Annotated in this window: 18 protein-coding genes; 8 read left to right on the top strand and 10 right to left on the bottom strand. The window is 33.2% G+C overall.

Annotated features, from left to right (window positions below; translation table 11 throughout):
• Positions 1 to 140 precede the first annotated feature (140 nt).
• Together ACFS3A_RS21840 and ACFS3A_RS21845 are read right to left on the bottom strand one after the other, a co-directional pair.
• Complete coding sequence (locus tag ACFS3A_RS21840) at positions 141 to 2,348, bottom strand: TonB-dependent receptor (RefSeq protein WP_379827683.1); 2,208 nt, start codon at positions 2,346 to 2,348, stop codon at positions 141 to 143.
• Positions 2,349 to 2,510: 162 nt separating this feature from the next.
• Entirely contained in the window at positions 2,511 to 2,864 is a 354-nt protein-coding gene (locus ACFS3A_RS21845; RefSeq protein ID WP_379827684.1) for a hypothetical protein, read from the bottom strand.
• A 224-nt stretch (positions 2,865 to 3,088) separates the two neighbouring features.
• Between ACFS3A_RS21845 and ACFS3A_RS21850 the strand changes: the two genes are divergently transcribed.
• On the top strand, positions 3,089 to 3,793 hold the full coding sequence (locus ACFS3A_RS21850) for a porin family protein (RefSeq protein WP_379827685.1): 705 nt from the start codon (positions 3,089 to 3,091) through the stop codon (positions 3,791 to 3,793).
• Here the strand turns inward: ACFS3A_RS21850 and ACFS3A_RS21855 are convergent.
• Positions 3,788 to 4,393, bottom strand: coding sequence for a hypothetical protein (locus ACFS3A_RS21855; RefSeq protein ID WP_379827686.1), 606 nt, complete (start codon positions 4,391 to 4,393; stop codon positions 3,788 to 3,790). The genes ACFS3A_RS21850 and ACFS3A_RS21855 overlap by 6 nt on opposite strands.
• A 301-nt stretch (positions 4,394 to 4,694) precedes the next feature.
• Here ACFS3A_RS21855 and ACFS3A_RS21860 point away from each other — a divergent pair, with 301 nt between their 5' ends.
• The 4 genes from ACFS3A_RS21860 (at position 4,695) to ACFS3A_RS21875 (ending at position 9,368) form a co-directional block, all read left to right on the top strand.
• The gene (locus ACFS3A_RS21860; RefSeq protein WP_379827687.1) at positions 4,695 to 7,163 is read left to right on the top strand and encodes a bifunctional UDP-N-acetylmuramoyl-tripeptide:D-alanyl-D-alanine ligase/alanine racemase; all 2,469 of its coding nucleotides are present in this window, start codon (positions 4,695 to 4,697) and stop codon (positions 7,161 to 7,163) included.
• Between the two features lie 68 nt (positions 7,164 to 7,231).
• On the top strand, positions 7,232 to 7,609 hold the full coding sequence (gene mscL / locus ACFS3A_RS21865; protein ID WP_179003922.1) for a large conductance mechanosensitive channel protein MscL: 378 nt from the start codon (positions 7,232 to 7,234) through the stop codon (positions 7,607 to 7,609).
• Between the two features lie 177 nt (positions 7,610 to 7,786).
• Positions 7,787 to 8,776, top strand: a complete 990-nt coding sequence (locus ACFS3A_RS21870; RefSeq protein WP_379827689.1) for an aspartate-semialdehyde dehydrogenase — start codon at positions 7,787 to 7,789, stop codon at positions 8,774 to 8,776.
• 190 nt (positions 8,777 to 8,966) lie between these two features.
• On the top strand, positions 8,967 to 9,368 hold the full coding sequence (locus ACFS3A_RS21875) for an SMI1/KNR4 family protein (RefSeq protein WP_379827690.1): 402 nt from the start codon (positions 8,967 to 8,969) through the stop codon (positions 9,366 to 9,368).
• Between the two features lie 96 nt (positions 9,369 to 9,464).
• On the opposite strand, the gene ACFS3A_RS21880 is transcribed toward ACFS3A_RS21875, so the two are convergent.
• From ACFS3A_RS21880 to ACFS3A_RS21895, 4 genes are all read right to left on the bottom strand, one after another.
• Positions 9,465 to 9,782 (bottom strand): 2Fe-2S iron-sulfur cluster-binding protein, encoded by a 318-nt coding sequence (locus tag ACFS3A_RS21880; RefSeq protein ID WP_007805184.1) that lies wholly within the window; start codon positions 9,780 to 9,782, stop codon positions 9,465 to 9,467.
• A 57-nt stretch (positions 9,783 to 9,839) separates the two neighbouring features.
• Positions 9,840 to 10,319 (bottom strand): hypothetical protein, encoded by a 480-nt coding sequence (locus tag ACFS3A_RS21885; RefSeq protein ID WP_379827692.1) that lies wholly within the window; start codon positions 10,317 to 10,319, stop codon positions 9,840 to 9,842.
• A 212-nt stretch (positions 10,320 to 10,531) separates the two neighbouring features.
• Positions 10,532 to 10,771, bottom strand: coding sequence for a NifU family protein (locus ACFS3A_RS21890; protein WP_057116000.1), 240 nt, complete (start codon positions 10,769 to 10,771; stop codon positions 10,532 to 10,534).
• A gap of 83 nt (positions 10,772 to 10,854) precedes the next feature.
• The gene (locus ACFS3A_RS21895) at positions 10,855 to 11,982 is read right to left on the bottom strand and encodes an Mrp/NBP35 family ATP-binding protein (protein ID WP_379827693.1); all 1,128 of its coding nucleotides are present in this window, start codon (positions 11,980 to 11,982) and stop codon (positions 10,855 to 10,857) included.
• Positions 11,983 to 12,390: 408 nt separating this feature from the next.
• Between ACFS3A_RS21895 and ACFS3A_RS21900 the strand changes: the two genes are divergently transcribed.
• Complete coding sequence (locus tag ACFS3A_RS21900; RefSeq protein ID WP_379827694.1) at positions 12,391 to 13,989, top strand: L,D-transpeptidase family protein; 1,599 nt, start codon at positions 12,391 to 12,393, stop codon at positions 13,987 to 13,989.
• Between the two features lie 63 nt (positions 13,990 to 14,052).
• On the opposite strand, the gene ACFS3A_RS21905 is transcribed toward ACFS3A_RS21900, so the two are convergent.
• From ACFS3A_RS21905 to ACFS3A_RS21915, 3 genes are all read right to left on the bottom strand, one after another.
• Positions 14,053 to 16,479 (bottom strand): ABC transporter permease, encoded by a 2,427-nt coding sequence (locus ACFS3A_RS21905; protein WP_379827695.1) that lies wholly within the window; start codon positions 16,477 to 16,479, stop codon positions 14,053 to 14,055.
• A gap of 133 nt (positions 16,480 to 16,612) precedes the next feature.
• Positions 16,613 to 17,320, bottom strand: a complete 708-nt coding sequence (locus ACFS3A_RS21910; protein WP_109191479.1) for an ABC transporter ATP-binding protein — start codon at positions 17,318 to 17,320, stop codon at positions 16,613 to 16,615.
• A gap of 148 nt (positions 17,321 to 17,468) precedes the next feature.
• Positions 17,469 to 18,713 (bottom strand): efflux RND transporter periplasmic adaptor subunit, encoded by a 1,245-nt coding sequence (locus ACFS3A_RS21915; protein WP_379827697.1) that lies wholly within the window; start codon positions 18,711 to 18,713, stop codon positions 17,469 to 17,471.
• A gap of 160 nt (positions 18,714 to 18,873) precedes the next feature.
• Here ACFS3A_RS21915 and ACFS3A_RS21920 point away from each other — a divergent pair, with 160 nt between their 5' ends.
• Both ACFS3A_RS21920 and ACFS3A_RS21925 read left to right on the top strand, forming a co-directional pair.
• Positions 18,874 to 20,226 carry a sigma-54-dependent transcriptional regulator gene (locus ACFS3A_RS21920; RefSeq protein WP_379827698.1) on the top strand — a complete coding sequence of 451 codons (1,353 nt, stop codon included), beginning with the start codon at positions 18,874 to 18,876 and terminating at the stop codon, positions 20,224 to 20,226.
• Between the two features lie 150 nt (positions 20,227 to 20,376).
• Complete coding sequence (locus tag ACFS3A_RS21925; protein ID WP_379827699.1) at positions 20,377 to 21,702, top strand: sensor histidine kinase; 1,326 nt, start codon at positions 20,377 to 20,379, stop codon at positions 21,700 to 21,702.
• Positions 21,703 to 21,823: the final 121 nt, after the last annotated feature.

A 21,823-nucleotide genomic window follows, 5' to 3' on the forward strand; every position in this document is an offset into this window, starting at 1 on the left:
GCAAAGCAGGAAAAATTAATCTCGCAAAGACGCAGAGACGCAAAGTTTTAAAATTTCTTTGCGACTTCGAGTCTTTGCGAGATTCTTTTAAGCGTTACTAATTAAAATAAAACTTAGCGTGCTTTGCGGTTAAATAAAGATTATAAATTAAAATTGACTCCCAAAACGATGTTTCTTCCAATGTTTGGAATACCGTCTGTTTTCAATCTAGAAAGGTGCGCAATGTATTTTTTATCAAATAAATTGTTTCCGTTTAAGTTAATGTCAAAAGCTGTTTTTCCTAATTTAACAGTTCCTCCAAAACCTAAATTTACCAAAGTATAACCTTTAGAAGCCGTTTCAAATCCGCTTACATTATCCTGGCTGAAAGTTGAAGAAACATTCAGGGAGGCAAAACCTTCGCTTAACCAGTTTTTGATATTGAATTCAGTTCTAAGTGTATTATTCCAGTTGTTAGCAGGAATCAAAGGAAGATAATCTTTGTTTTCTTTTTTACCTGTAACCGTTTCAAAACTAGTTTCAAAATGCAACCAGTCTAAAGGATGTGGATGAAAGTGTAAACCAACTTCACCACCATACAATTGTGCATTATCCTGAACATAAGCAAACACATCATTGTCGTCCAGAACTTCTCCGGTTGGTGAAGTGTAGATATAATTGTTTACGTGATTGTAAAATCCGTTAACGAAGAACTCAAAATGGGTGTTTTTATATTCTAAATTTAAATCGGTCTGAACGTTTTGTTCTGTTTTTAGATTTGCATTTCCAATTTCGTAACGATTTGTTCCTTCATGAACACCATTTGAAGTTAACTCAGCTAAGTTTGGCGCTCTAAATCCTGTTGCAACATTCAAACGTAGCGTTAGTGGTTCAGCCAGTTTTGTTTTATATCCCAAAGAAGCATTAAAACTGTCAAAAGATTTATCAAGAGGTAAAAAATATCCTTCTTCACCTTCTGTTCCGTGCGCAATTGAAGAAACGTTTCTGTTGTCAAAACGCAATCCGGCTTGTAGAACGTTGTTGTTCCATTCGTAATTTGCTGTTCCAAAAACTCCAAAATCATTTGTGGTTGCATCCGGAATTAAATATTCTTCACCAGAATTTTTATTCGTTTGGTGCATTCCCTGAACTCCTACAATAGTTTCGATTTTTCCGAATTTAGGGAAATGATATTTTGCATTGTAATTGAAAGTGTTCAGTTTCATGTGAAGCGAAGCTTCGTTACTGTCTTCAAATTCACTTCTGTCATTAGCGATGTAACCTAAATCAACATCCAGTTTAGAGTTTTCAAAAAAGATAACATTGTTCAAACTTAATAAATGATTGAAAATTCCCTGTCTCGGAAACTGAGTGTCTTTGCTTGAAGATTGTTCTGCAATTCCATCTTCGGGAATTCCGATATCCAGTTTGTTGTAGTTGTATCTTAAAACACTAGAAAAAGTGGAGTTGCTGTATCCAATTCCGGTTTTAAAATCAGTTTCATTATAACGTGAATTCGTTACACGATCGCCGTCAGCAATTTTGTAATCAGAATGCGTATTGTAACTTCCGCGAGCTAAGAATTTCCAGTTGTCTGTAGAAGTTTTTAATCCGATAGAAGAATTGCTTCCTTGTGTATTGGTAAAATATTTTTGACTGAAATTAGCTTTAAAATCACCGGCATCAGCAAATTTTTCAGGATTAAAATATAAAACTCCACCCAAAGCATCAGAACCATATAATAAAGAAGCAGGTCCTTTAATGACTTCAACACTTTCGATTCCGGCATCATTTAAACCTAAACCATGTTCGTCCCCAAATTGCTGATTTTCGATACGAACACCTTGTGAATAAACTAAAACACGATTTCCGCTTAAACCACGAATTACAGGTTTTCCAATAGAAGTTCCGGTCGAAATCTGAGAAACCCCAGGAATTGTTGCTAAACCTTCGATTAAAGTTGAGGTTCCTTTTTGTTGTAATGTTTTGATACTCTCGTGCTCAATTTTCATTACGTTTTGTGATTGTAATTTATTAAAAGGAGTAGAAACGACAACCTCGTCCATTTCTAAAATAGATTCTTCAAGCGTAACGTCTAAAGTATTTTGCTTCAGTAATTTTACAATAGTTTTATTTTGATTGGCATATCCAACATAAGTAAAAGCTAGTCTGAGACTTCCGTTTGGAAGATTGTTTAATTCGTACTTTCCGTTTGCATCTGTAGTAGTTCCTTTGTGAACTTCGGGGGCATAAACAGAAACACCGGGCAATGGATTATTTTGTGTGTCGGTCACAATTCCGGAAACCGAATTTTGGGCAGTAAGAACGCCCGAAAACCCTAAAATAAGGGCAATTATAAATTTTTTCATTTGAAAATGATGCTATAGTTAAATGATTTTTTTCTTTTTAAATAAAAACCAAAACAAACAGCAAAGCATTCTGATCCCGATTATAGAAACAGGATTAGAAAACTCATTGTTGTATGAATTTAAATTTAAAAAAGAATGTGTTTTTTCTTGAAAAACGAAAACTTAAGAAACTATAACAGCAGGAGGCCCGCGTAAGAAATATGAAGTAATTGAAACCGAAAAAATCTTCTCTGAAACAGGAAAGAAATAGGGAGTTTCTCTGTCATAAGAATGAAATTGAAAAGAGAAATCCTGCGGGATAATAAACGATTCAAAAGCAAAATGACAAACAAAACAAACATCGTAATCATGATGTTGGTGCGTTATTTCGCCATTAGGATCATTATAATTATGATGACACTGTTTTTCTGAAAGCTGTTTTACGATATGCTCATAACTGTGTACAGACTGAAACAATATAGAGAACAATATTGTCACAGCAAAAGATAAACTTAATATGAGCTGTTTTTTCTTCATTTCCTGCAAAGGTATAAAACATAAAAAGAAAATTCGTTTATTTTTTACCTCTGTCAGACGATTTATTGAAAAATATGCAACGATTAATTTTATTTGTAATCAAAATAAGAATATTTATACATCTTATCGTCGCCAGAAAAAGCATTATGTTATATTTGTATATGAAATAAATGAGTGTACAAAAACGTTTATTTTAGAAATCCTTATAAAAACAAACTTACGATATGCGAATTATTTTTAGCTGCTTTTTTTTACTCACTTTTTTTAGCTCTTTTGCACAAGAAGAAGTTAAACCAGAGGTAAAGCCTGTAGTAAAAATAGATTCTTTGTATCGGGAAGATCAGTTTTATTTTTCGGTTACTTATAATATGTTTACCGATATTCCAATTGCTTTTAAACAGAATAAATTTTCTTTGGGACTTTCAGGTGGTTTTTTGCGTGATATGCCAATTAATAAATCAAGAACTGTTGCAATAGCAGCTGGTTTAGGATTAAGTTACCAAAACTATTTTCAAAATTTGAATATTTCAAGAGATGGTGATGGTAATATTATTTACGGTGTAAACGATTACGGACAATTTGTTTCCAATCGTTACAGGCAATATTCTGTAGATCTTCCTATAGAATTCAGATGGCGAAACTCAACTTATGAGAGTACTAAATTTTGGCGTATTTACGGCGGTGTTAAATTGAGTTATGTATTCTCCAATTCTTCAATTTTGGATGATGGGGAAAAAACATATAGAATAAATAATAATGCATCCATCAATAAATTTCAGTACGGTCCTTATTTAGCGGCAGGATATAATACCTGGAATGTTTATTTGTATTATGGATTAAGTCCGTTATTTGATTCTGCAACTACATTGTCGGGAGAAAAAATCAATATGAAAACCTTAAATGCAGGATTGATATTTTATATTTTATAACCACAAGTATAAAAATAAAAGCTGCGGCATTATTCCAACAAACAGTCCAATTAATATTTCCCTCGAAGTATGCGCATTCATTTCTAATCGGGATGAAGCCACAATTCCTGATAATAAAATCAGTAAAGCAGGCCAATACGGATTATGCATTTGAAGGTGAATGTTTAAACCAATTACAAAAATGGCAAAACCGCAGATGGCAACCATATGCAAACTTGCTTTTATTTTAAAAAGAGCAAATACCAAAGCCAGAATCGCACTGAACAAAGCTCCCAGAAAAAAGAAATGAAGCTCCGGATAACGGGTAATAACGATACTTCGTTTTACAAGTAAAATATACAAAAAACATTGTAAAATTAACGGAATGGTGCGTTCTGAAGTCTGACTGAGCATAATTGATTTTACATGTCCGGTTGATTTCAGTAACAAATAAAACAAGATTGGTACAATTACATTAATGACTAAAATCTGCAATAAAACAAAGTATTTTTCTTGTGTACTAAAAAGGTCTCCTTTAAAGAACAAATAGAACAAAGTGGCATATAGCGATATAAAAATCGGATGTAATATATAGGAGAAAAGAGGGAGTATTTTTTTCAAAACGTGCAAATTTGTGTGTAAAAACAAATATACTCAATAAATGTTTTCTGCCACGAATTACACAAATTTTCACTAATTCATTTGTAATTTATTTTAACTAAAAAGCAGTTTGTTAAAATTTAAAAATCAATTTAATCCTTTATCCCGATAGCTATCGGGAGTGGCTAAACTTCAAAAAATAATTCGTGAAAATTTGTGTAATTCGTGGCAACATTTTTAATTACAGCGGCACTTTTTTTTAAGAAAATCACAACTCTTTTCTGTCTTTAATATCTTAATTTTGAAAAAAAGATATTTCTAAATGAGCCTAAATTTAAAAAGCCTGATTTCAGTTCTTAACGCCAAATGCGAGGGGTTAAAAACTGATGTTTTTATTGACCATATTTCAATAGACAGCCGTTCACTTCAAAACGGATCTCAAACCTTGTTTTTTGCTCTGGCCGGAGTTAATAACGATGCTCATTTATTTATTCCCGATTTAATAGAAAAAGGAGTCCAGAATTTTGTTGTGCAGTACATTCCGGAAGGCCTGTCTGATAAAGCTAATTTTCTTGTTGTAGAAAACACCCTTGTAGCCTTACAGGAATTTGCCGCCTATTACAGAAATCTTTTTCATTTTCCCGTAATCGGATTAACAGGAAGTAACGGAAAAACCATTGTAAAAGAATGGCTTAATTTTTTATTGAGCCCGGATTATAATATTATAAGAAGTCCAAAAAGCTACAATTCGCAGGTTGGTGTACCGCTTTCAGTAATTGCCATTAATGAAAAACACAATTTGGGAATTTTTGAAGCAGGAATTTCTACAGTTAATGAAATGGCAAAACTGGAAAAAATCATTAAACCCAATATTGGTGTTTTAACCAATATTGGTTCTGCGCACGATGAAGGATTTTTGAATTTAGTGCAGAAGATCGATGAAAAATTGCTTTTGTTTAAAGATTGTCCGATCATTATTTATCAAAAAAACGAAGTTGTCGATTCTTGCTTGACGCAATTTGTTGCAGAATATATGATGCATCCGCGAAAGCTTTTTTCATGGAGTTTTACCGATAAAACGGCAGACGTTTTTATTCTGAAAAAAGAAAGTAAAAATGATCACACGTTTATTCAATATCAATATCAAAATGAAATTTTTGATTTAGAAATTCCGTTTAGCGATTCGGCTTCTCTGGAAAATGCTATTTCGTGCTTGTTGGTTTTATTGCATTTTAATTACGATCAGGCAACAATTCAAAGCCGAATTGAGATGCTTTATCCCGTTAGAATGCGTTTGGAAGTGAAGAACGGAATTAATAATTGCAGTATCATTGATGATAGTTACAGCTCCGATTTTCAGTCCCTAAAAATTGCGTTGGACTTCCTGGAAAGCCAGAAAAAAAACGCTTCTAAAACAGTTATTTTATCAGATATTTTCCAAAGCGGCTTTTCAAATGAAGAATTATATTCTAAAGTAGCGCAGTTAATTTCAGATAATAAAATCAATCGTGTAATTGGCATTGGAAGCACGATTTCTTCGTTTGCAGCTAAATTCCCTAACAGCATCATGTTTCAAAATACAGCTGATTTTATTGAATCGATTGAAAATCTGAATTTTCAAAACGAAACGATTTTGATAAAAGGAGCAAGATCTTTTGAATTTGAAGAAATTGTGTCGCTTCTGGAAGAGAAAACACACGAAACAGTTTTGGAAATAAATCTGGATGCAATCAGTCACAACTTTAATTATTTTAAATCAAAACTGGCTCCAAATGTCAAAATGATGGTAATGGTAAAAGCTTTTGGTTATGGAAATGGCGGACTGGAAATTGCTAAATTATTAGAACATCATAAAGTAGATTATTTAGGTGTGGCTTTCGCCGATGAAGGAATATCATTGAAAAATGGAGGTATAAAATTGCCGATTATGGTTCTGAATCCGGAATCGACCAGTTTCCCTTCAATTATTCAATATCAGTTAGAACCTGAAATTTACAGCATAAAGGGCTTAAATGCGTTTTTAAAAATCGCCCGGGAGAAGAAACTCAAAGATTTTCCGATTCACATTAAAATCGATACCGGAATGCATCGTTTAGGTTTTGAAGAAAATACAATTGAAGAATTGATTGAAACCTTAAAAGGAAATTCAGCCGTTCGGGTTCAAAGTATTCTTTCGCATTTAGCTACCAGTGATGATCCAAAACATTATGATTTTGTAAATAAACAAATTGCATTATTTGAGGAATTGTCTTCCCGATTAATGAACGAATTAAATATAAATCCGATTCGACATATTTTAAATACTTCCGGAATTAGTAATTTTCCGAATTCACAATACAATATGGTGCGTTTAGGAATTGGTTTGTACGGTGTTTCCAACGATCCGGGAGAACAAAAATATTTGGAAAACGTAGGGACTTTAAAATCCATAATTTCGCAGGTTCGTGTTATTCCTGCGGGAGACAGCGTAGGTTACGGACGCCGTTTTATGGCTCAAAAAGAAACAAAAATTGCCACAATCCCGATTGGTTATGCAGACGGAATTTCCAGATTATGGGGAAATGAAGTTGGATTTGTAACGATAAAGAATCAAAAAGCACCAATTGTAGGCAGTGTCTGTATGGATATGTTAATGGTAAATGTTTCAGAAATTGACTGCAAAGAAGGCGATCCGGTAATTATTTTTGGCGAAAGTCCAACCGTTATTGAGATGGCAGAAGCTTTAAAAACAATTCCGTACGAGATTATGACCAGTATTTCACAAAGAGTGAAACGGGTATTTTTTAGATAATTTTAAGAAATTTCAAGAAAATTGCGTATTTTCGGGATTCACTTATTATAAATATAAATAGATACGATATGGGATTTTTTTCAGAATTTAAGGAATTTGCAATGAAAGGCAACGTAGTCGATTTGGCTGTCGGTGTAATTATTGGAGCAGCTTTTGGTAAAATCGTCAGCTCATTTATTGAAGATGTAATTACGCCATTGTTGTTGAAACCGGCTTTAGATGCTGCGAACTTGTCGACAATTGAACAATTAACCGCTTTTGGAGGTGTAAAGTACGGATTGTTTCTATCGGCAGTAATTAACTTTATTATCGTTGCTTTTGTTTTATTTCTGATCATTAAAGCGATGAACCACGCTAAAAAGAAAGATGTTGCGCCACCGCCTCCAGCAGGACCAACTCAGGAAGAATTATTGATACAAATTAGAGATTTATTGAAAAATAAATAAAAATATAATACCGCTACACTAAGTCTAACTTAACCGCCTTCTAAAGAGGCGGTTTTTTTTACAAAATGTTTGTTTTATAACATTTTGTTATTTTTTGTGAATCGCCTTGCAGAGACTTTTATTATACTTACTTTTGCCTTACTAAATTAGATTATTGAATTATTTAAAAATATAAAAATGAGAATTGCAGTCGTTGGTGCTACCGGAATGGTTGGCGAAGTAATGCTTAAAGTTTTAGCGGAAAGAAATTTTCCTGTTACAGAATTAATTCCTGTTGCTTCTGAAAGATCAGTAGGAAAAGAAATTGAATATAAAGGAACAAAATATAAAGTAGTTGGTTTACAGACAGCAGTAGATATGAAAGCAGATATTGCCGTTTTCTCTGCCGGAGGAGATACTTCTTTAGAATGGGCTCCAAAATTTGCTGCTGCAGGAACTACTGTAATTGATAATTCATCTGCATGGAGAATGGATCCAACTAAAAAATTAGTAGTTCCGGAAATCAATGCTTCTGTTTTAACTAAAGAAGATAAAATCATTGCAAATCCAAACTGTTCTACTATTCAAATGGTATTGGCCTTGGCTCCTTTGCATAAAAAATACAATATCAAAAGAATTATTGTTTCTACTTACCAGTCAATTACCGGAACTGGTGTAAAAGCGGTAAAACAATTAGAAAATGAGTATGCGGGAATTCAGGGTGAGATGGCTTATAAATATCCAATTCATAGAAATGCAATTCCTCACTGCGACAGTTTTGAAGATAACGGATACACTAAAGAAGAAATGAAATTAGTTCGCGAAACTCAAAAAATTCTTGGTGATAACACAATCAGAGTTACTGCTACTGCCGTTCGTGTTCCTGTTGTAGGTGGACATAGTGAAGCGGTAAACGTTGAGTTTACAAATGATTTTGAAGTGAATGAAGTTCGTGAAATCTTACACAATACCGATGGAGTAACGGTACAGGATAATTTAGATACATTTACTTACCCAATGCCATTATATGCTGAAGGTAAAAATGATGTTTTTGTTGGAAGAATCCGTCGTGACGAAAGCCAGCCAAATACTCTAAACCTTTGGATTGTTGCTGATAACTTAAGAAAAGGTGCTGCGACAAACACCATCCAAATTGCTGAATACTTAATTCAGGCTGGTTTGGTATAATCTGAGATTAAATAAAATTGTTATAAAGAAAAAACCGTGATTGCAGGAATGTAATTACGGTTTTTTTGATTAATTAAAGCTGTATAATTTACGAAAGAAACTCGATAGATTTTTAAAACCTGTCGGGTTTAAAAATGGTAGTTAATCAATTTAAAGTTATTTTTGCTAAATTAAAGTAAATTAAAAATTTATGCCGTTTCCGATAGATGCCAAATACATAATTGAAACAGAACAGCAATTAGAAATTCAATTTCCGCCTTTATTCAAACAAAAAATGATGGAAGAGAATGGAGGAGAAGCTTCAACAGAATATGATGATTGGAATTTGTATCCATTTTTTGATCAGAGCGATAAAAAAAGAATAAGCAGAACCTGTAACCATATTGTTTTAGAAACGAAACAGGCGAGAAAATGGAATAACTTTCCTTTAACTGCAATTGCTATTGCGAGCAATGGCTGTGGAGATCAATTAATTCTTATTCCATTAGATAATGACAAGAAGAAGCTAAGTGAAACAATTTATTTTTGGTATCACGAAACCGGAGCATTAGAGAAAGTGGCAGAAAATATTAATGAATTAATAGAGCAATAAAGTGATTTTTCATAAGAAACCCGACAGATTTTAAAACTGTCGGGTTTAGTATATTAATGAAAAAGCGAGAATCAACAATTCTCGCTTTTTATATTTTTAGTATTCTGGAGCCAATTCTAGTTCCAGGCCTTCTAATTCTGTAGTAATTGGAATCTGGCATCCTAAACGGCTATTAGACTTCACGTAAAACGCCTCAGAAAGCATCGCTTCTTCATCGTCTCCCATTTCCGGTAATGCAACATCATTCAGAACATAACATTGGCAGGAAGCGCACATAGCCATTCCTCCGCAAGTTCCTTCAACAGGAAGTTCGTATGCTTTGCATAACTCCATTATATTCATTGCCATATCAGTAGGAGCCTGTAATTCGTGTATAACTCCTTCTCGATCTTTAATCTTTATTAATACATCCATTTTAGTATTGGAATTTTATTTTGAAACTTGAAAACGTGTTCAAGTCCTTTATTAATTTTAACTTTTGTCTTTTAAACTAAAAGCATATTCTTTTCGATTACTGTCTTTTAGGCGCATTTTGACACCAATTATATTGCCTCCCTTTTCTAATATGGTAACAACCGAGATGACAGAATAATAATCCTTATCTGATTGGAAAATTAATGTTCCCTCATAAGTAGAATTTAAAACACCTTGTTTGTCTGTCTGTGCGCTGAGTTTTCTCGGATGAGAAAAATCTGCAGAACTGTAAGTTGTTTTATTTGAAAACTTTGCTTTTCCATCGCAAAGGTCATATAAAAAATCATAGTTGCCAATTCTTAAAGCGCCTTCTTCAGTTTTTCCATTCGTAGAAAAAATAATTTGTCCCGAATATTGAAAATCCGACCATTCTTCAGATTCATTTACCCAAGCTTTGTAAGCAAGTAGCGTTTGGCCCTGTTGTGCATTTACAGCGCTTATAGAAAACAATAAAAAAAGAGCGTAAAAGTTTCTCATAAGTTTAAGATTTAGGGTTAGTTTACAAATTTAAGTTAAAAATGTAATAATAATGTAACCAAAACTCTTAAAACTTTAAGTTGTTTTTTGTTAATATCGCAAAAACAAACGGTTTTTTAAGCTTTTTTTGTTATTTCTTTAAACAAAATATAATAAGGCTTATTATTCTTGTTAAATGCCAAAAATATGCTTTCAAAAAACAATTCAGTTTGTTACATAATGTTTACCACAGTTTCAATTTGTGGTGCATATTTTTTTATTGTGGTTTCAACTCCTGCTTTTAGTGTCATTTGATTTACACTACAGCTAATACATGCTCCTTCAAGACGAACTTTTACATGTTTATCATCTTCGATAGAAATTAATGAAATGTCTCCGCCGTCGGATTTTAAAAATGGCCTAATCTCGTCTAAAGCCAATAAAACATTATTTGTTAATTCTTCTGTTGTCATAATATGAATGTGTCAATTAGAAAATGTGTCAATTAGAAAATTCTTTAAGATTATCTAATTGTCACATTATCTCAATTATCTAATTATTTTTTTACTGCCGAGCAACCAGCCATTGTTGTAATTTTAATAGCTTCTGTTGCAGGTAAACTTTCGTTTCTGTTTACGGTTTCCTGTACCACATTACGGGTAATTTCTTCAAATACTTTTTCTATTGGAGAAGCTGTTTGTAATGCTGCCGGACGACCATAATCTCCTGCTTCACGAATAGATTGTACAATTGGAACTTCTCCTAAAAACGGAACTTCTAAATCCTGAGCAAGGTTTTTAGCACCTTCCTGTCCAAAGATATAATATTTATTTTCAGGTAATTCTTCTGGTGTAAAGTATGCCATGTTTTCAATAATTCCTAAAACCGGAACATTGATGTTATCCTGCATAAACATTGCGACACCTTTTTTAGCATCGGCTAAAGCTACAGCTTGCGGAGTACTTACTACTACAGCTCCTGTAATAGGAAGTGACTGCATGATAGATAAGTGAATATCGCCGGTTCCCGGAGGTAAGTCAAGTAACATGAAATCTAATTCTCCCCAGTCTGCATCAAAAATCATTTGGTTCAATGCTTTTGCAGCCATTGGTCCTCTCCAGATTACGGCTTGGCTTGGAGCTGTAAAGAAGCCAATAGAAAGCATTTTGATTTCGTAGCTTTCGATAGGTTTCATTTTTGATTTTCCGTCAACTGTGATAGAAACTGGTTTTTCATTTTCAACGTCGAACATAATCGGCATCGAAGGACCGTAAATATCAGCGTCCAAAACACCAACTTTAAAACCCATTTTAGCAAGCGTTACTGCTAAATTTGCTGTTACAGTAGATTTTCCTACTCCTCCTTTTCCGGAAGCAACTGCAATAATATTTTTGATTCCCGGAATAGCACGACCTTTAATTTCAGGTTTTTCCGGACTTTCTACTTTGATGTTTACTTTAACTTTTGCATCAGGAGATATTAATTCGTGAATTGTTTTTCTAATATCATCTTCCGCTCTTTTTTTGATATGCATAGCAGGAGTATGCAATACAAGGTCAACAACAGCTTCATCACCAAAAGTAATTACGTTGGTTACAGCGCCGCTTTCAACCATATTTTTTCCTTCTCCGGCAATAGTAATAGTTTCTAATGCCTTAAGAATTTCTTTTCTATCTAGTTTCATTGTAATTGGGCTATTTTTCTATTCGCAGAATCCTGTTTTTAAAGATAATACTTATTTAAACTGAATTCAGGGTGCAAAGATAACAGATTAAGTTCGGAATTATGCGATTTTGAATTGTAATTATTGATATAGAGATTATTCAAAATTATGCAGAAATATTTTTCAGGGTGTTTTTTAGTAAATATTAATTCTAAAAAATAGCATTTTGGCCTTAATTCGATTGCTTTTTTGTCTAATTTTTCTTCTTTTTAGAAGTAGATTCTCATAAAACTTCGTTATATTTGAGTGCCCAAATCGATGATTTTCAGTTATAAAAAAGTATGTGAAAACTTATTTTTTCAGGACAGCTTATTGGGTTTTCCGTATTTTTTTTCAAAAGTTATTTTCTATCATTTAAACTTTAAAAATATGCGAAATTTTACTTTTTCTACAATTATTATTGCGGTCAGCTTTTTTGCATTTTCATTTTATTCTTTCACTCGTAAAACAGAAAGCAAAGAAGCTTTGACATACAATAAATATGTTTCTGCAATTACAATAGATGCAGCATCTATAAATGCTTTCTTTAAAAAATATCCTAAACTGAAAAAATATCAGAAAGATGTTGAGGATCTTTACAAAAACAAGCAATACAAATCGATTTGGTATGATGATAATAAAATCACAGAGTTTGCCGCATTGTTGTACCAGAAAGTAAATGTTTTAAAAGATCAGGGAATCAATACCGAAATGCCTTATAAGGAAGTAATCGATCAGGCATTTAATGAAAGTGATAATATCGAGCCTCCGCAATTGGATACAGAATTACTTCTAACCAATATGTATATTTTTTATGCCAGTAATGTTTATTCTGGCGTAGATCCCGCCACTTTAAAGAAAATAGGATGGTATTTACCGGCGAAAAGTATTTCGTATTCTAAAATTTTAGATTCTTTACTTGTCGATACCAATCGATTAAATGAAGATGATAATCTTATGTTTAGTCAATATTATAAACTGAAAGATGCCTTAAAGAAATTCCGTAAAATTGAAACCGACAATCTTTGGCAGAAAATTACAATTGACAGCCTTAACTATAAAGACTTAAGACCGGATGATACCGCTGTTGCGATAAAACAAATTAGAAATCGTTTGTTTGTGGAGGGAGATCTTAAACGTGATTCTCAAAGTAATGTTTATGATGAGGAATTGATGGCGGGAGTTTTGAATTATAAAAAAAGATACAATCTTAAAATAAACTATGCCATAACACGAGACCATATCAACCAAATGAATGAGCCAATCGGCAAAAGAATTAAAACGATCATGCTGAACATGGAGAGATGCCGATGGATTCCGACCAATTTGTCTAAAGCAAGTGAATATGTAATGGTGAATATTCCGTCTTTCAGAATGTTTTATGTCAAAGACGGAAAATATGCGCTTGTTTCAGATATTTTTGTGGGTAACAGACTGAGTGAAACTGTGATTTTTAGTGGCAATATGGATCGAATCGTTTTTAGTCCGTATTGGTATGTTCCGAACAGTATTATACAAAACGAATTAAAACTTCAGATGGCAAGGGATAAAAACTATCTGGCAGATCATAATATGGAATGGAACGGAGGAAGAGTAAGACAAAAGCCAGGGCCTAAAAACTCTTTAGGATTAGTGAAATTTATGTTTCCAAATCCGAATGACATTTACATGCACGATACACCGGCAAAAAGTTTGTTTGAATTTGAAAACCGCACTTTCAGTCACGGTTGCATTAATGTGAAAGAAGCAAAAAATCTTGCACTGGCTATTTTAAAAGATGATCCGGACTGGCCAGTAGATAAAATCGATAAAGCAATGAGTGGTGAAAAAGAAACTACTTGTATGCTCAAACGCAAAATTCCGGTTTATATAGGATATTTTACAGCCTGGGTTCAGGATAATGGTGAAATTAATTTTTTCCCGGATGTGTACAGTCGTGATGAAAGTCTTGATAAACTCCTTTATTCTGATGCTGTAAGTATGAAATAAATAAAAAACCCGGCAGATTTAAAAATACAATCTGTCGGGTTCTAAAAAAAATGGTCTACAAGCTTATTCGTATTTTAAATATTTTAAAACGTCTATTTTGGTTACCTGAAACGCTTTTGTTAAGACAATTAATAATGTCAGGAACAAAAGTGAAATCAATGCAATTCCAAAAGGAACGGATGATATTCCAATTCTAAAAGCAAAATCTTCAAGCCATTTTTGTAATAAGATGTAAGCAGGAACAATTCCAATTCCAAAGCCTATTAAACAAAAAACAATATATTGTTTTGATAATTCTTTTAATAAAACATCAGTTTCTGCTCCTAATGTTTTTCTAATGGCGATTTCTTTCAGCCTTCTCTCCATCGAAAATGATGCCAAAGCGAACAATCCAAAGATTGCAATTACAATTACGACCAAATTTAAGATAAAAAACAGGTTTTTTTGCTTTACTTGCTCTTCATAAGTCTTTGCAAAACCTTTGTTAACAAATTCGTAATCAAAAGGATAGTCCGGGTTTACGTTTTTCTCCCAATATAATTTCAATTTTTCTAACGTTTCTGTTAAATTATTTGGAGAGACCTTTACATAGACGTTTTGAAAGTTATTCCATTTCAAAGCTCTCATGTTCAGGAAGACCATTGGAGGTACTTTATTTTGTAATCCGGTAATATTAAAATCTTTTACAATCCCGACAATTTTAAATTTCATATTTCCTTTATCGTTACCCCAGCCTGAGGATATAATGGTGTTTATTGGATTTTTAAGTCCCAAAGTTTTAGCCAGTGTTTCATTGATAAGCCAATTGTCAATTGTGTCTGAAGCAAATTTTGGAGACAAATCACGTCCTTCCACGATTTTGATTTTCATCATATCCAAAAATCCAAAATCCATATCTACATTTCTGGGTTGTACGAAAACGCCATTATGCGTAAAACCGGAACTCGAATTAGTACCATTTCCAAAAGTACCTGCAAAAGTAGAAACTTGCTGAACTCCTGATATTTTAAGGATTTCCTGTTTTGTAGTTTGGTATTTTTGCCCTTTTGTTTTGTAATCCTGATAATTAAATGGAATACGGATAACCTGATTACCATTAAACCCAAGATCTTTGTTCATCATATAATCAACCTGAGAATTTACAATTAAAGCTCCAATGATAAAAAAGGCTGCAATTCCGAATTGAAAAATAAGCATGGAGTTACGAACCCAGATGCCGCTTTTACTTCTTGAAAAATTACCTTTAAGGACTTTTAAGGTTTCAAAATTTGAAATATAAATAGCTGGAAAAATACCTGCAAGAATGATTACTAATCCAAAAATCAAAATGAGTTGCAGGTAAAATTCAGCGCCATTGATTGTTAAGTTCTTTTTTAGGAAAGCGTTGTAAAATGGTAACGAAAGCTCTACAATTGCCAAAGCAAACAAAATGGCAAGAGTTACAATTATTGCTGTTTCAAATATAAATTGAGTAATAATTTGTTTTTTGGAAGCGCCCACAATCTTACGAACACCAACTTCTTTGGCACGTTTAATGGCTGATGCAGTTGCCAGATTAATATAGTTAACCAAAGACAGGATTAAAATTAAAAGCGATAGACCTGCCATAATGTAAAGAAGTTTCAAATTTCCTGTTCCTTCCGGAGACGCTGATCCAGCAGATTTTGTACCGTGTAAGTACCGTGTTTTTAGCTGATCCAGGATAATTTTAATCTCTCCATTTTCTTTTACATATTGCTCGACAGTTTGTCCGCTTGCTTTGGCATCTTTCACCGTTCTGTTTACAAAATTGACATTATGCATTTTCTTTAAAACGGTGGCAATATCAGAACCTTTTTTCGTTTTAATCATCAATCCGTAATTGAAATTCCCCCATTGATTAAGATCATTTTCGCGAATAATTCCGCCAAAAACGTAATTTGGTTCGACAGACGAAGGTCTAATTATACGATAAACCGCTTTTACAGTATAAGACTGATCTTTGTAAGTAATAGATTTTCCGATTGGATCTTCGTCTCCGAAAAGTAATTTAGCCTGATCTTCAGAAATAGCAGCGCTGTTTTTTTCTTTAAGAATGTCTTTTTTTGCTCCTTTAATGATAGGAAAAGGATAAAAATCAAAAAAGTTATTATCCGTTACAGTTATTTTTTTATCGATTAATTTTTTGTTCTGATATTTAATAACCGATTCATCATACCAGTCATTTACGAAGCAAATTTGTTCAATTTCGGGTACCGTTGCCGCACAGGTTTGTCCAAAAGGAATCGAACTCGTTGTCCAGGTGTCTCCGGTTCTTCCTATTTGATTCAGGACCTGATATACATTTTCTTTTTCCGGATTCCATTGATTGTAAGCATGCTCGTTATTCCAGTATAAGATGGCGAAAATGACACCGGAAATACCGATACTTAATCCTAAAACATTTAAAAACGAAAACAATTTGTTTTGCTTTAAATGATAAATAAATATTTTAAACCAGTTAAAAATCATTTTGTTATATATTTTTATAGTTGATATGGTAGTTTTTTAGAAACCGTTTTGGTTTTAAATCATAGTAAATATTTTGCAGACAAGTTCTACCAGAACCACGAGTGCTGTAACGATAATTTTGATCATCATTTTATTATTTAGCGTCCATAAAAACATCAACATTACGTTGATTTAACTTTTCAGAAAATATAACTCCGTCTTTCATATGAATGGTTTTTTGAGAAAAAGAAGCATCATAATCAGAGTGGGTAACCATCAATATTGTAGCGCCTTTAGCGTGTAAATCGGTTAAAAGTTCCATTACTTCATTACCATTTTTACTGTCTAAGTTTCCAGTCGGCTCATCGGCCAGAATAATTTTTGGGTCATTAACCAAAGCTCTCGCAACGGCAACTCTCTGTTGTTGTCCACCCGAAAGTTGTTGTGGAAAATGTCTTAAACGATGTGATATATTCAGCTTTTCTGCAATCGCTTCGATTTTTTGTTTTCTTTCAGAAGCTTTTACATTGTTGTAAAGAAGTGGTAATTCGATATTGTCGTAAACGGAAAGCTCATCGATCAGGTTGAAGTTTTGGAAAATAAAACCAATATTTTCCTTTCTCACTTTGGCTCTTCCTTTTTCTTTAAGACCAATCATTTCCTGATCTAGCAATTTGTAACTTCCGTCATTTGCGCTGTCCAAAAGCCCGATGATATTTAATAAAGTTGATTTTCCACAACCCGAAGGTCCCATAATGGTTAAAAAATCTCCTTTTTTTATTTCTAAATTGATACCGCTCAAAGCAGCAGTTTCTATTTCTTCTGTTCTAAAAACTTTGGTTAAATTCTGAATTGTGATCATAATTTTTAAGGTTTTGAAATGTTATTAAAAACGTTTTTTGATTGATGATTGAAATGATGATTGTTTTTATTTTTTGTTTCAGGTTTCAAGTTTCAGGTTTCAGGTTTTAGCGCGGTAACTTGAAACCTGAAACTTGAAACAAAATAAACTATTCCTTATTTAGCGAAAGCTCTTCAATGTCTTTATAATCCGAGTAAGAAGACGTAATAACAGATTCGCCTTCTTTTAAGCCTTCCAGAACTTCATAATACGAAGGATTTTCGCGTCCTAGTTTTATGTTTCTTCTTTCGGCTTTGTTTCCTTTTACGATAAAAATCCATTTTCCTGCCGCTTCCTGATTAAAACTTCCTTTTGGAATAACCAGTGTTTTGTTCTTTTCAGATAAAATCAATTTTACGCCAAAACTAAGTCCGTCCTGTAAAGCAATATTTTCTTTTGAGGTAAATACCAGTTCGACTGTAAAATGTCCGTTTTTTACTTCCGGAATTACTTTGGTAACCAAAACCTCAAGATTTTGTCCTTTAAATTCAACCTGACCTTTCAAACCTTCTCTGATTTTTTCCAGATAAAATTCATCTACGTCGGCAGAAAGTTTGTAGCCTTTTTTAGAATCGATTTTCCCGATGCTTTGACCTGCCTGAAAGTTTTGACCCAAAACAGCTTCAAAAGAAGTTAATCTTCCGGTTTCCGGCGCTGTAATCAAGAAATTCTTTTTGTTGTTTCTAAGGATTTCAAGACTTTTTTCCATCGTCTGAATAGAACGGTTGATTTGAGAAATCTGAACCTGATTACTTTGTTTTTCTTTTTGAATGCTCTGCTGAATGGTTTTTTTGCGTTCTTCCTGAAAACGAAGACTTTCCTTAAAAGTATTCCAGTCGTTTTTTGAGATTACGTCTTTGGCAAACAGTTTAGCGTTTACATCGTATAGTCGTTTGGCATCGTTATAATCATGTTCGATCAAAACGAAATCTTTGGTTAAGTTTAATTCCTGGTTTCTAATATTTAGTTTCCCTGTATTTAAATTGTTGATTTGCTCAATGATAGCGGTTTCCTGAGTTAAATAATTTAACTCTGTATTCGGATTGTATAAACGGGCAAGAGATTGGCCTTTGGTAACCATTGCGCCGTTTTCTACAAAAATTTCTTTAACAGAACCACCTTCTGTAACGTTTACCAACATTACGTTCAAAGGCTCGACTTTTGCCTGAAAAACAACGAAATCTTCAAAAAATGCTTTTTCTGCTTTTTGTATTACCAGTTCATCAGTTTTAACATTCAAAGTTCTTTTGGTATTAAATGCAAAAACGACGATAACCACTACAACTAAAAAAACAGCGATTGCTATTGTGAGATATCTAAATTTTTTATTTTTACGAGGAATTATCTTGTCCATTTTTTTTAATATTTTGCTGATAATCAATAGGTAAATACTGTGCCATAAAATTTATTATTTGTAAAGTATTGATTTTAAAGAGTGTTTTAAAATCCCTTCAAAAAAGTAGTGTTCGATAATGAACAGTTGACCGTTCGGAAGCGGACAGAAAAAATATCTTATGCGAAAAAAACAAGCCCATATATTAATAGTTGACGATCAGGAAGAAATTCTTTTTTCTGCAAAAATGATTCTCAAAAAGCATTTTGAAACGATTTTTACAGAAAATAACCCTAAAAAAATCATTTCGATTTTAGCCGAAAATGAAATAAATGTGGTTTTGCTGGATATGAATTACCGAATTGGTTTTGAAGACGGGCGCGAAGGAATTCATTGGCTGAAAGAAATTAAAACGCTTTCGCCAAATACAATTGTAATTTTAATGACGGCTTTTGGTAAAATAGAAACCGCAGTGGAAAGCATTAAAATTGGCGCTTTTGATTATGTTTTAAAGCCATGGAATAACGAAAAATTACTGGAAACGATTGATAAAGCAGTTGTCGAAAGCAGAAAAAACAGTAAAAAAACAACTGTCGAAAATGGAGACAAATCTGAAAAGAAATATTTTGTCGGAACTTCTGCCAAAATTAAACAAGCTTATTCTATTGCCGAAAAAGTAGCCAGAACCGATGCAAACGTTTTGATTTTGGGTGAAAATGGAACAGGAAAATATGTTTTTGCTGAGTTTATTCACCAGCATTCGGACAGAAAAAATCAGCCTTTTGTACATGTCGATTTGGGTTCATTAAGTGATAATTTGTTTGAAAGCGAACTTTTTGGTTATGCCAAAGGTGCTTTTACAGATGCAAAAACAGATACGGCAGGACGTTTTGAAAATACCTCAAACGGAACTATTTTTTTAGATGAAATCGGAAATATTCCGTTGCATCTTCAGGCTAAATTGCTTCATGTTTTACAAACCAAAACCGTAACGCGTTTGGGAGAAAGCAAACCAAGACCACTTAATGTACGTGTTATTGCAGCAACAAACAGCGATATAAAAGCTGAAGTAAAGAATAAAACGTTTCGTGAAGATTTGTTATACAGAATAAATACAATGGAAATTAATCTGCCTTCTTTAAGAGAAAGAAAAGATGATATTGTTCCGATGGCAAATTTTATTCTGGAACAGATTGCCGCAAAATACAATCAGGAGAATTGGCATTTTGAGGACAATGCGGCGTCTTATTTAGAACGTTATCCATGGAAAGGAAATGTTCGTGAAATGGAAAACAAAATCGAACGCGCTTTAATTTTGGCTGAAAACAATACTATTTCGGTGCTGGATCTGGATATTCTGGATTTTGAAGAAATTCAGGAAAACGATGAAAATCCGTTGTCTGAAATGGAAAAAAGCGCAATTGAAAAAGCGTTATTCAAACACAACGGAAATATTAGCAAAACGGCAGAAGAATTGGGTTTATCCCGAGCTGCATTATATCGCAGAATTGAAAAATACGATTTGAAGAATTAAGGAGAAATGAATAGCGTCCAGCTTTGGCTGGATGTAAATAATAAGAAGATATTGGAGGCTTTAGCCAAACACAGCTTTTTGGTTAAAGCCCTGATTGAATTAATAATTTTATTCCTCCAGCTAAAGCTGGAGGCAATTCAAGTAAAATAAATGAAAAACTGGAAGTTTTATAACGCACTATTTGTGAGAGTTTTGTTTGTCATGACTCTTTTTCTATGCAGTGTTTTATTGTTATACAAAGGCTTTCGATTCAATGCGCTTTTAGTTGGTTTCTTTGTTTTAGTCTTTTTGTTTGAAATGTATTTTTTCGTCAAAAACCAATTGTTGTTTTATGATAAAACAATCAATTCAATATTGCATGATGATTTTTCAGCTCATTTTCCGGAAGAACATAAAAAGGGTAATTTCAACAGTTTGTATCATTTGTATGATACATTGAAAATCCAGAGACAGGAACAAACTTCCAAAGAATTAATTTATCGTTCGATATTAAACAGTATTGATACCGCAGCTTTGATTTTGGAAAAAGAAAATGATTCGTGGTCAATCTTTATTATGAATGATTGTTTTTCTAATCTGTTCAAAGTGCCAAAAGTAGGTCATTGGAAATACCTTAAAAATTATCTTCCAGCACTGTGTAACGAAATAGAAAATGTAGATTTTGCTGAACTTAAGACCGCGATTTCGATTAAAATAGAAGATCAGGATCTGCAGACTTTTATGCTTCAGACTTCACGAACACAGACTTATAATAAAGAATATTTTATCATTCTGTTAGACAGTATTCAGCGTGTAATTGAGAAAAAAGAAAAAGAGGCGTGGATCAATTTAATGAAAATCATTTCGCATGAATTAATGAATTCGCTAACGCCAATTCGTGCGCTTTCGCAGAATCTTCTTCATATTGTGGATCAGGAAAAGTTAGAAGAAGACGATTTTGAAGACATTAAAAGTAGTATTTCGACCATTATAAACAGAAGCGATCATTTACAGGTTTTTGTTGAAAATTACAGAAAGTTGGCCATGCTTCCAACGCCAAACAAACAAATGACTCAGATTAATGCTTTGTTTGAAGATTGTTTGCGTATTATGAACCCGATTTTAAAAGCAGAAGGAATCGAATTGATTAATGAAATCAATAGTTCGCGTTCGATTTTAATTGATAAAAATCAAATGGAGCAGGTGATTATAAATTTGATTACCAATAGTATTCATGCTTTAAAAGAGAAAACAGAAAAACAATTGATTCTTTCCAGTTATAGTGAAAACAATCGCTTTTTTATTGTGATTTCCGATAATGGAAGAGGAGTCGATCCTGAAATTCGTGATAAAGTCTTCCTTCCGTTTTTTACCACGAGAAAAGATGGTGCCGGAATTGGGCTTACACTTTCTAAAAACATCATCGAGGCTCACGGAGGTTACTTGAGTTATCAGACCGATGCTGAAAAAACCGATTTTGTAATTTGCCTCATTTAAGTGGTTTTGCCACAAAGTCACAAAGTAGCAAAGGTATTTAATATAGAGACGCGTTGCAGTGCGTCTACTCAAAGTTAGGTTAGATCAAGAGAGATTTGATTTTACCCCCTCTTGCAAGGTT

The sequence above is a fragment of the Flavobacterium notoginsengisoli genome (genome assembly GCF_042686225.1).
In the GTDB taxonomy this organism is placed as follows: domain Bacteria; phylum Bacteroidota; class Bacteroidia; order Flavobacteriales; family Flavobacteriaceae; genus Flavobacterium; species Flavobacterium notoginsengisoli.

Excerpts from the sequence above, each read along its gene's own strand:
- ACFS3A_RS21875 (WP_379827690.1), top strand. The coding sequence starts at position 8,967 with ATGCCGTTTCCGATAGATGCCAAATACATAATTGAAACAGAACAGCAA.
- ACFS3A_RS21905 (WP_379827695.1), bottom strand. The coding sequence starts at position 16,479 with ATGATTTTTAACTGGTTTAAAATATTTATTTATCATTTAAAGCAAAAC.
- ACFS3A_RS21870 (WP_379827689.1), top strand. The coding sequence starts at position 7,787 with ATGAGAATTGCAGTCGTTGGTGCTACCGGAATGGTTGGCGAAGTAATG.
- ACFS3A_RS21860 (WP_379827687.1), top strand. The coding sequence starts at position 4,695 with ATGAGCCTAAATTTAAAAAGCCTGATTTCAGTTCTTAACGCCAAATGC.
- ACFS3A_RS21920 (WP_379827698.1), top strand. The coding sequence starts at position 18,874 with ATGCGAAAAAAACAAGCCCATATATTAATAGTTGACGATCAGGAAGAA.
- mscL (WP_179003922.1), top strand. The coding sequence starts at position 7,232 with ATGGGATTTTTTTCAGAATTTAAGGAATTTGCAATGAAAGGCAACGTA.
- ACFS3A_RS21840 (WP_379827683.1), bottom strand. The coding sequence starts at position 2,348 with ATGAAAAAATTTATAATTGCCCTTATTTTAGGGTTTTCGGGCGTTCTT.
- ACFS3A_RS21895 (WP_379827693.1), bottom strand. The coding sequence starts at position 11,982 with ATGAAACTAGATAGAAAAGAAATTCTTAAGGCATTAGAAACTATTACT.
- ACFS3A_RS21915 (WP_379827697.1), bottom strand. The coding sequence starts at position 18,713 with ATGGACAAGATAATTCCTCGTAAAAATAAAAAATTTAGATATCTCACA.
- ACFS3A_RS21890 (WP_057116000.1), bottom strand. The coding sequence starts at position 10,771 with ATGACAACAGAAGAATTAACAAATAATGTTTTATTGGCTTTAGACGAG.
- ACFS3A_RS21885 (WP_379827692.1), bottom strand. The coding sequence starts at position 10,319 with ATGAGAAACTTTTACGCTCTTTTTTTATTGTTTTCTATAAGCGCTGTA.
- ACFS3A_RS21910 (WP_109191479.1), bottom strand. The coding sequence starts at position 17,320 with ATGATCACAATTCAGAATTTAACCAAAGTTTTTAGAACAGAAGAAATA.
- ACFS3A_RS21880 (WP_007805184.1), bottom strand. The coding sequence starts at position 9,782 with ATGGATGTATTAATAAAGATTAAAGATCGAGAAGGAGTTATACACGAA.
- ACFS3A_RS21925 (WP_379827699.1), top strand. The coding sequence starts at position 20,377 with ATGAAAAACTGGAAGTTTTATAACGCACTATTTGTGAGAGTTTTGTTT.
- ACFS3A_RS21900 (WP_379827694.1), top strand. The coding sequence starts at position 12,391 with ATGCGAAATTTTACTTTTTCTACAATTATTATTGCGGTCAGCTTTTTT.
- ACFS3A_RS21850 (WP_379827685.1), top strand. The coding sequence starts at position 3,089 with ATGCGAATTATTTTTAGCTGCTTTTTTTTACTCACTTTTTTTAGCTCT.
- ACFS3A_RS21845 (WP_379827684.1), bottom strand. The coding sequence starts at position 2,864 with ATGAAGAAAAAACAGCTCATATTAAGTTTATCTTTTGCTGTGACAATA.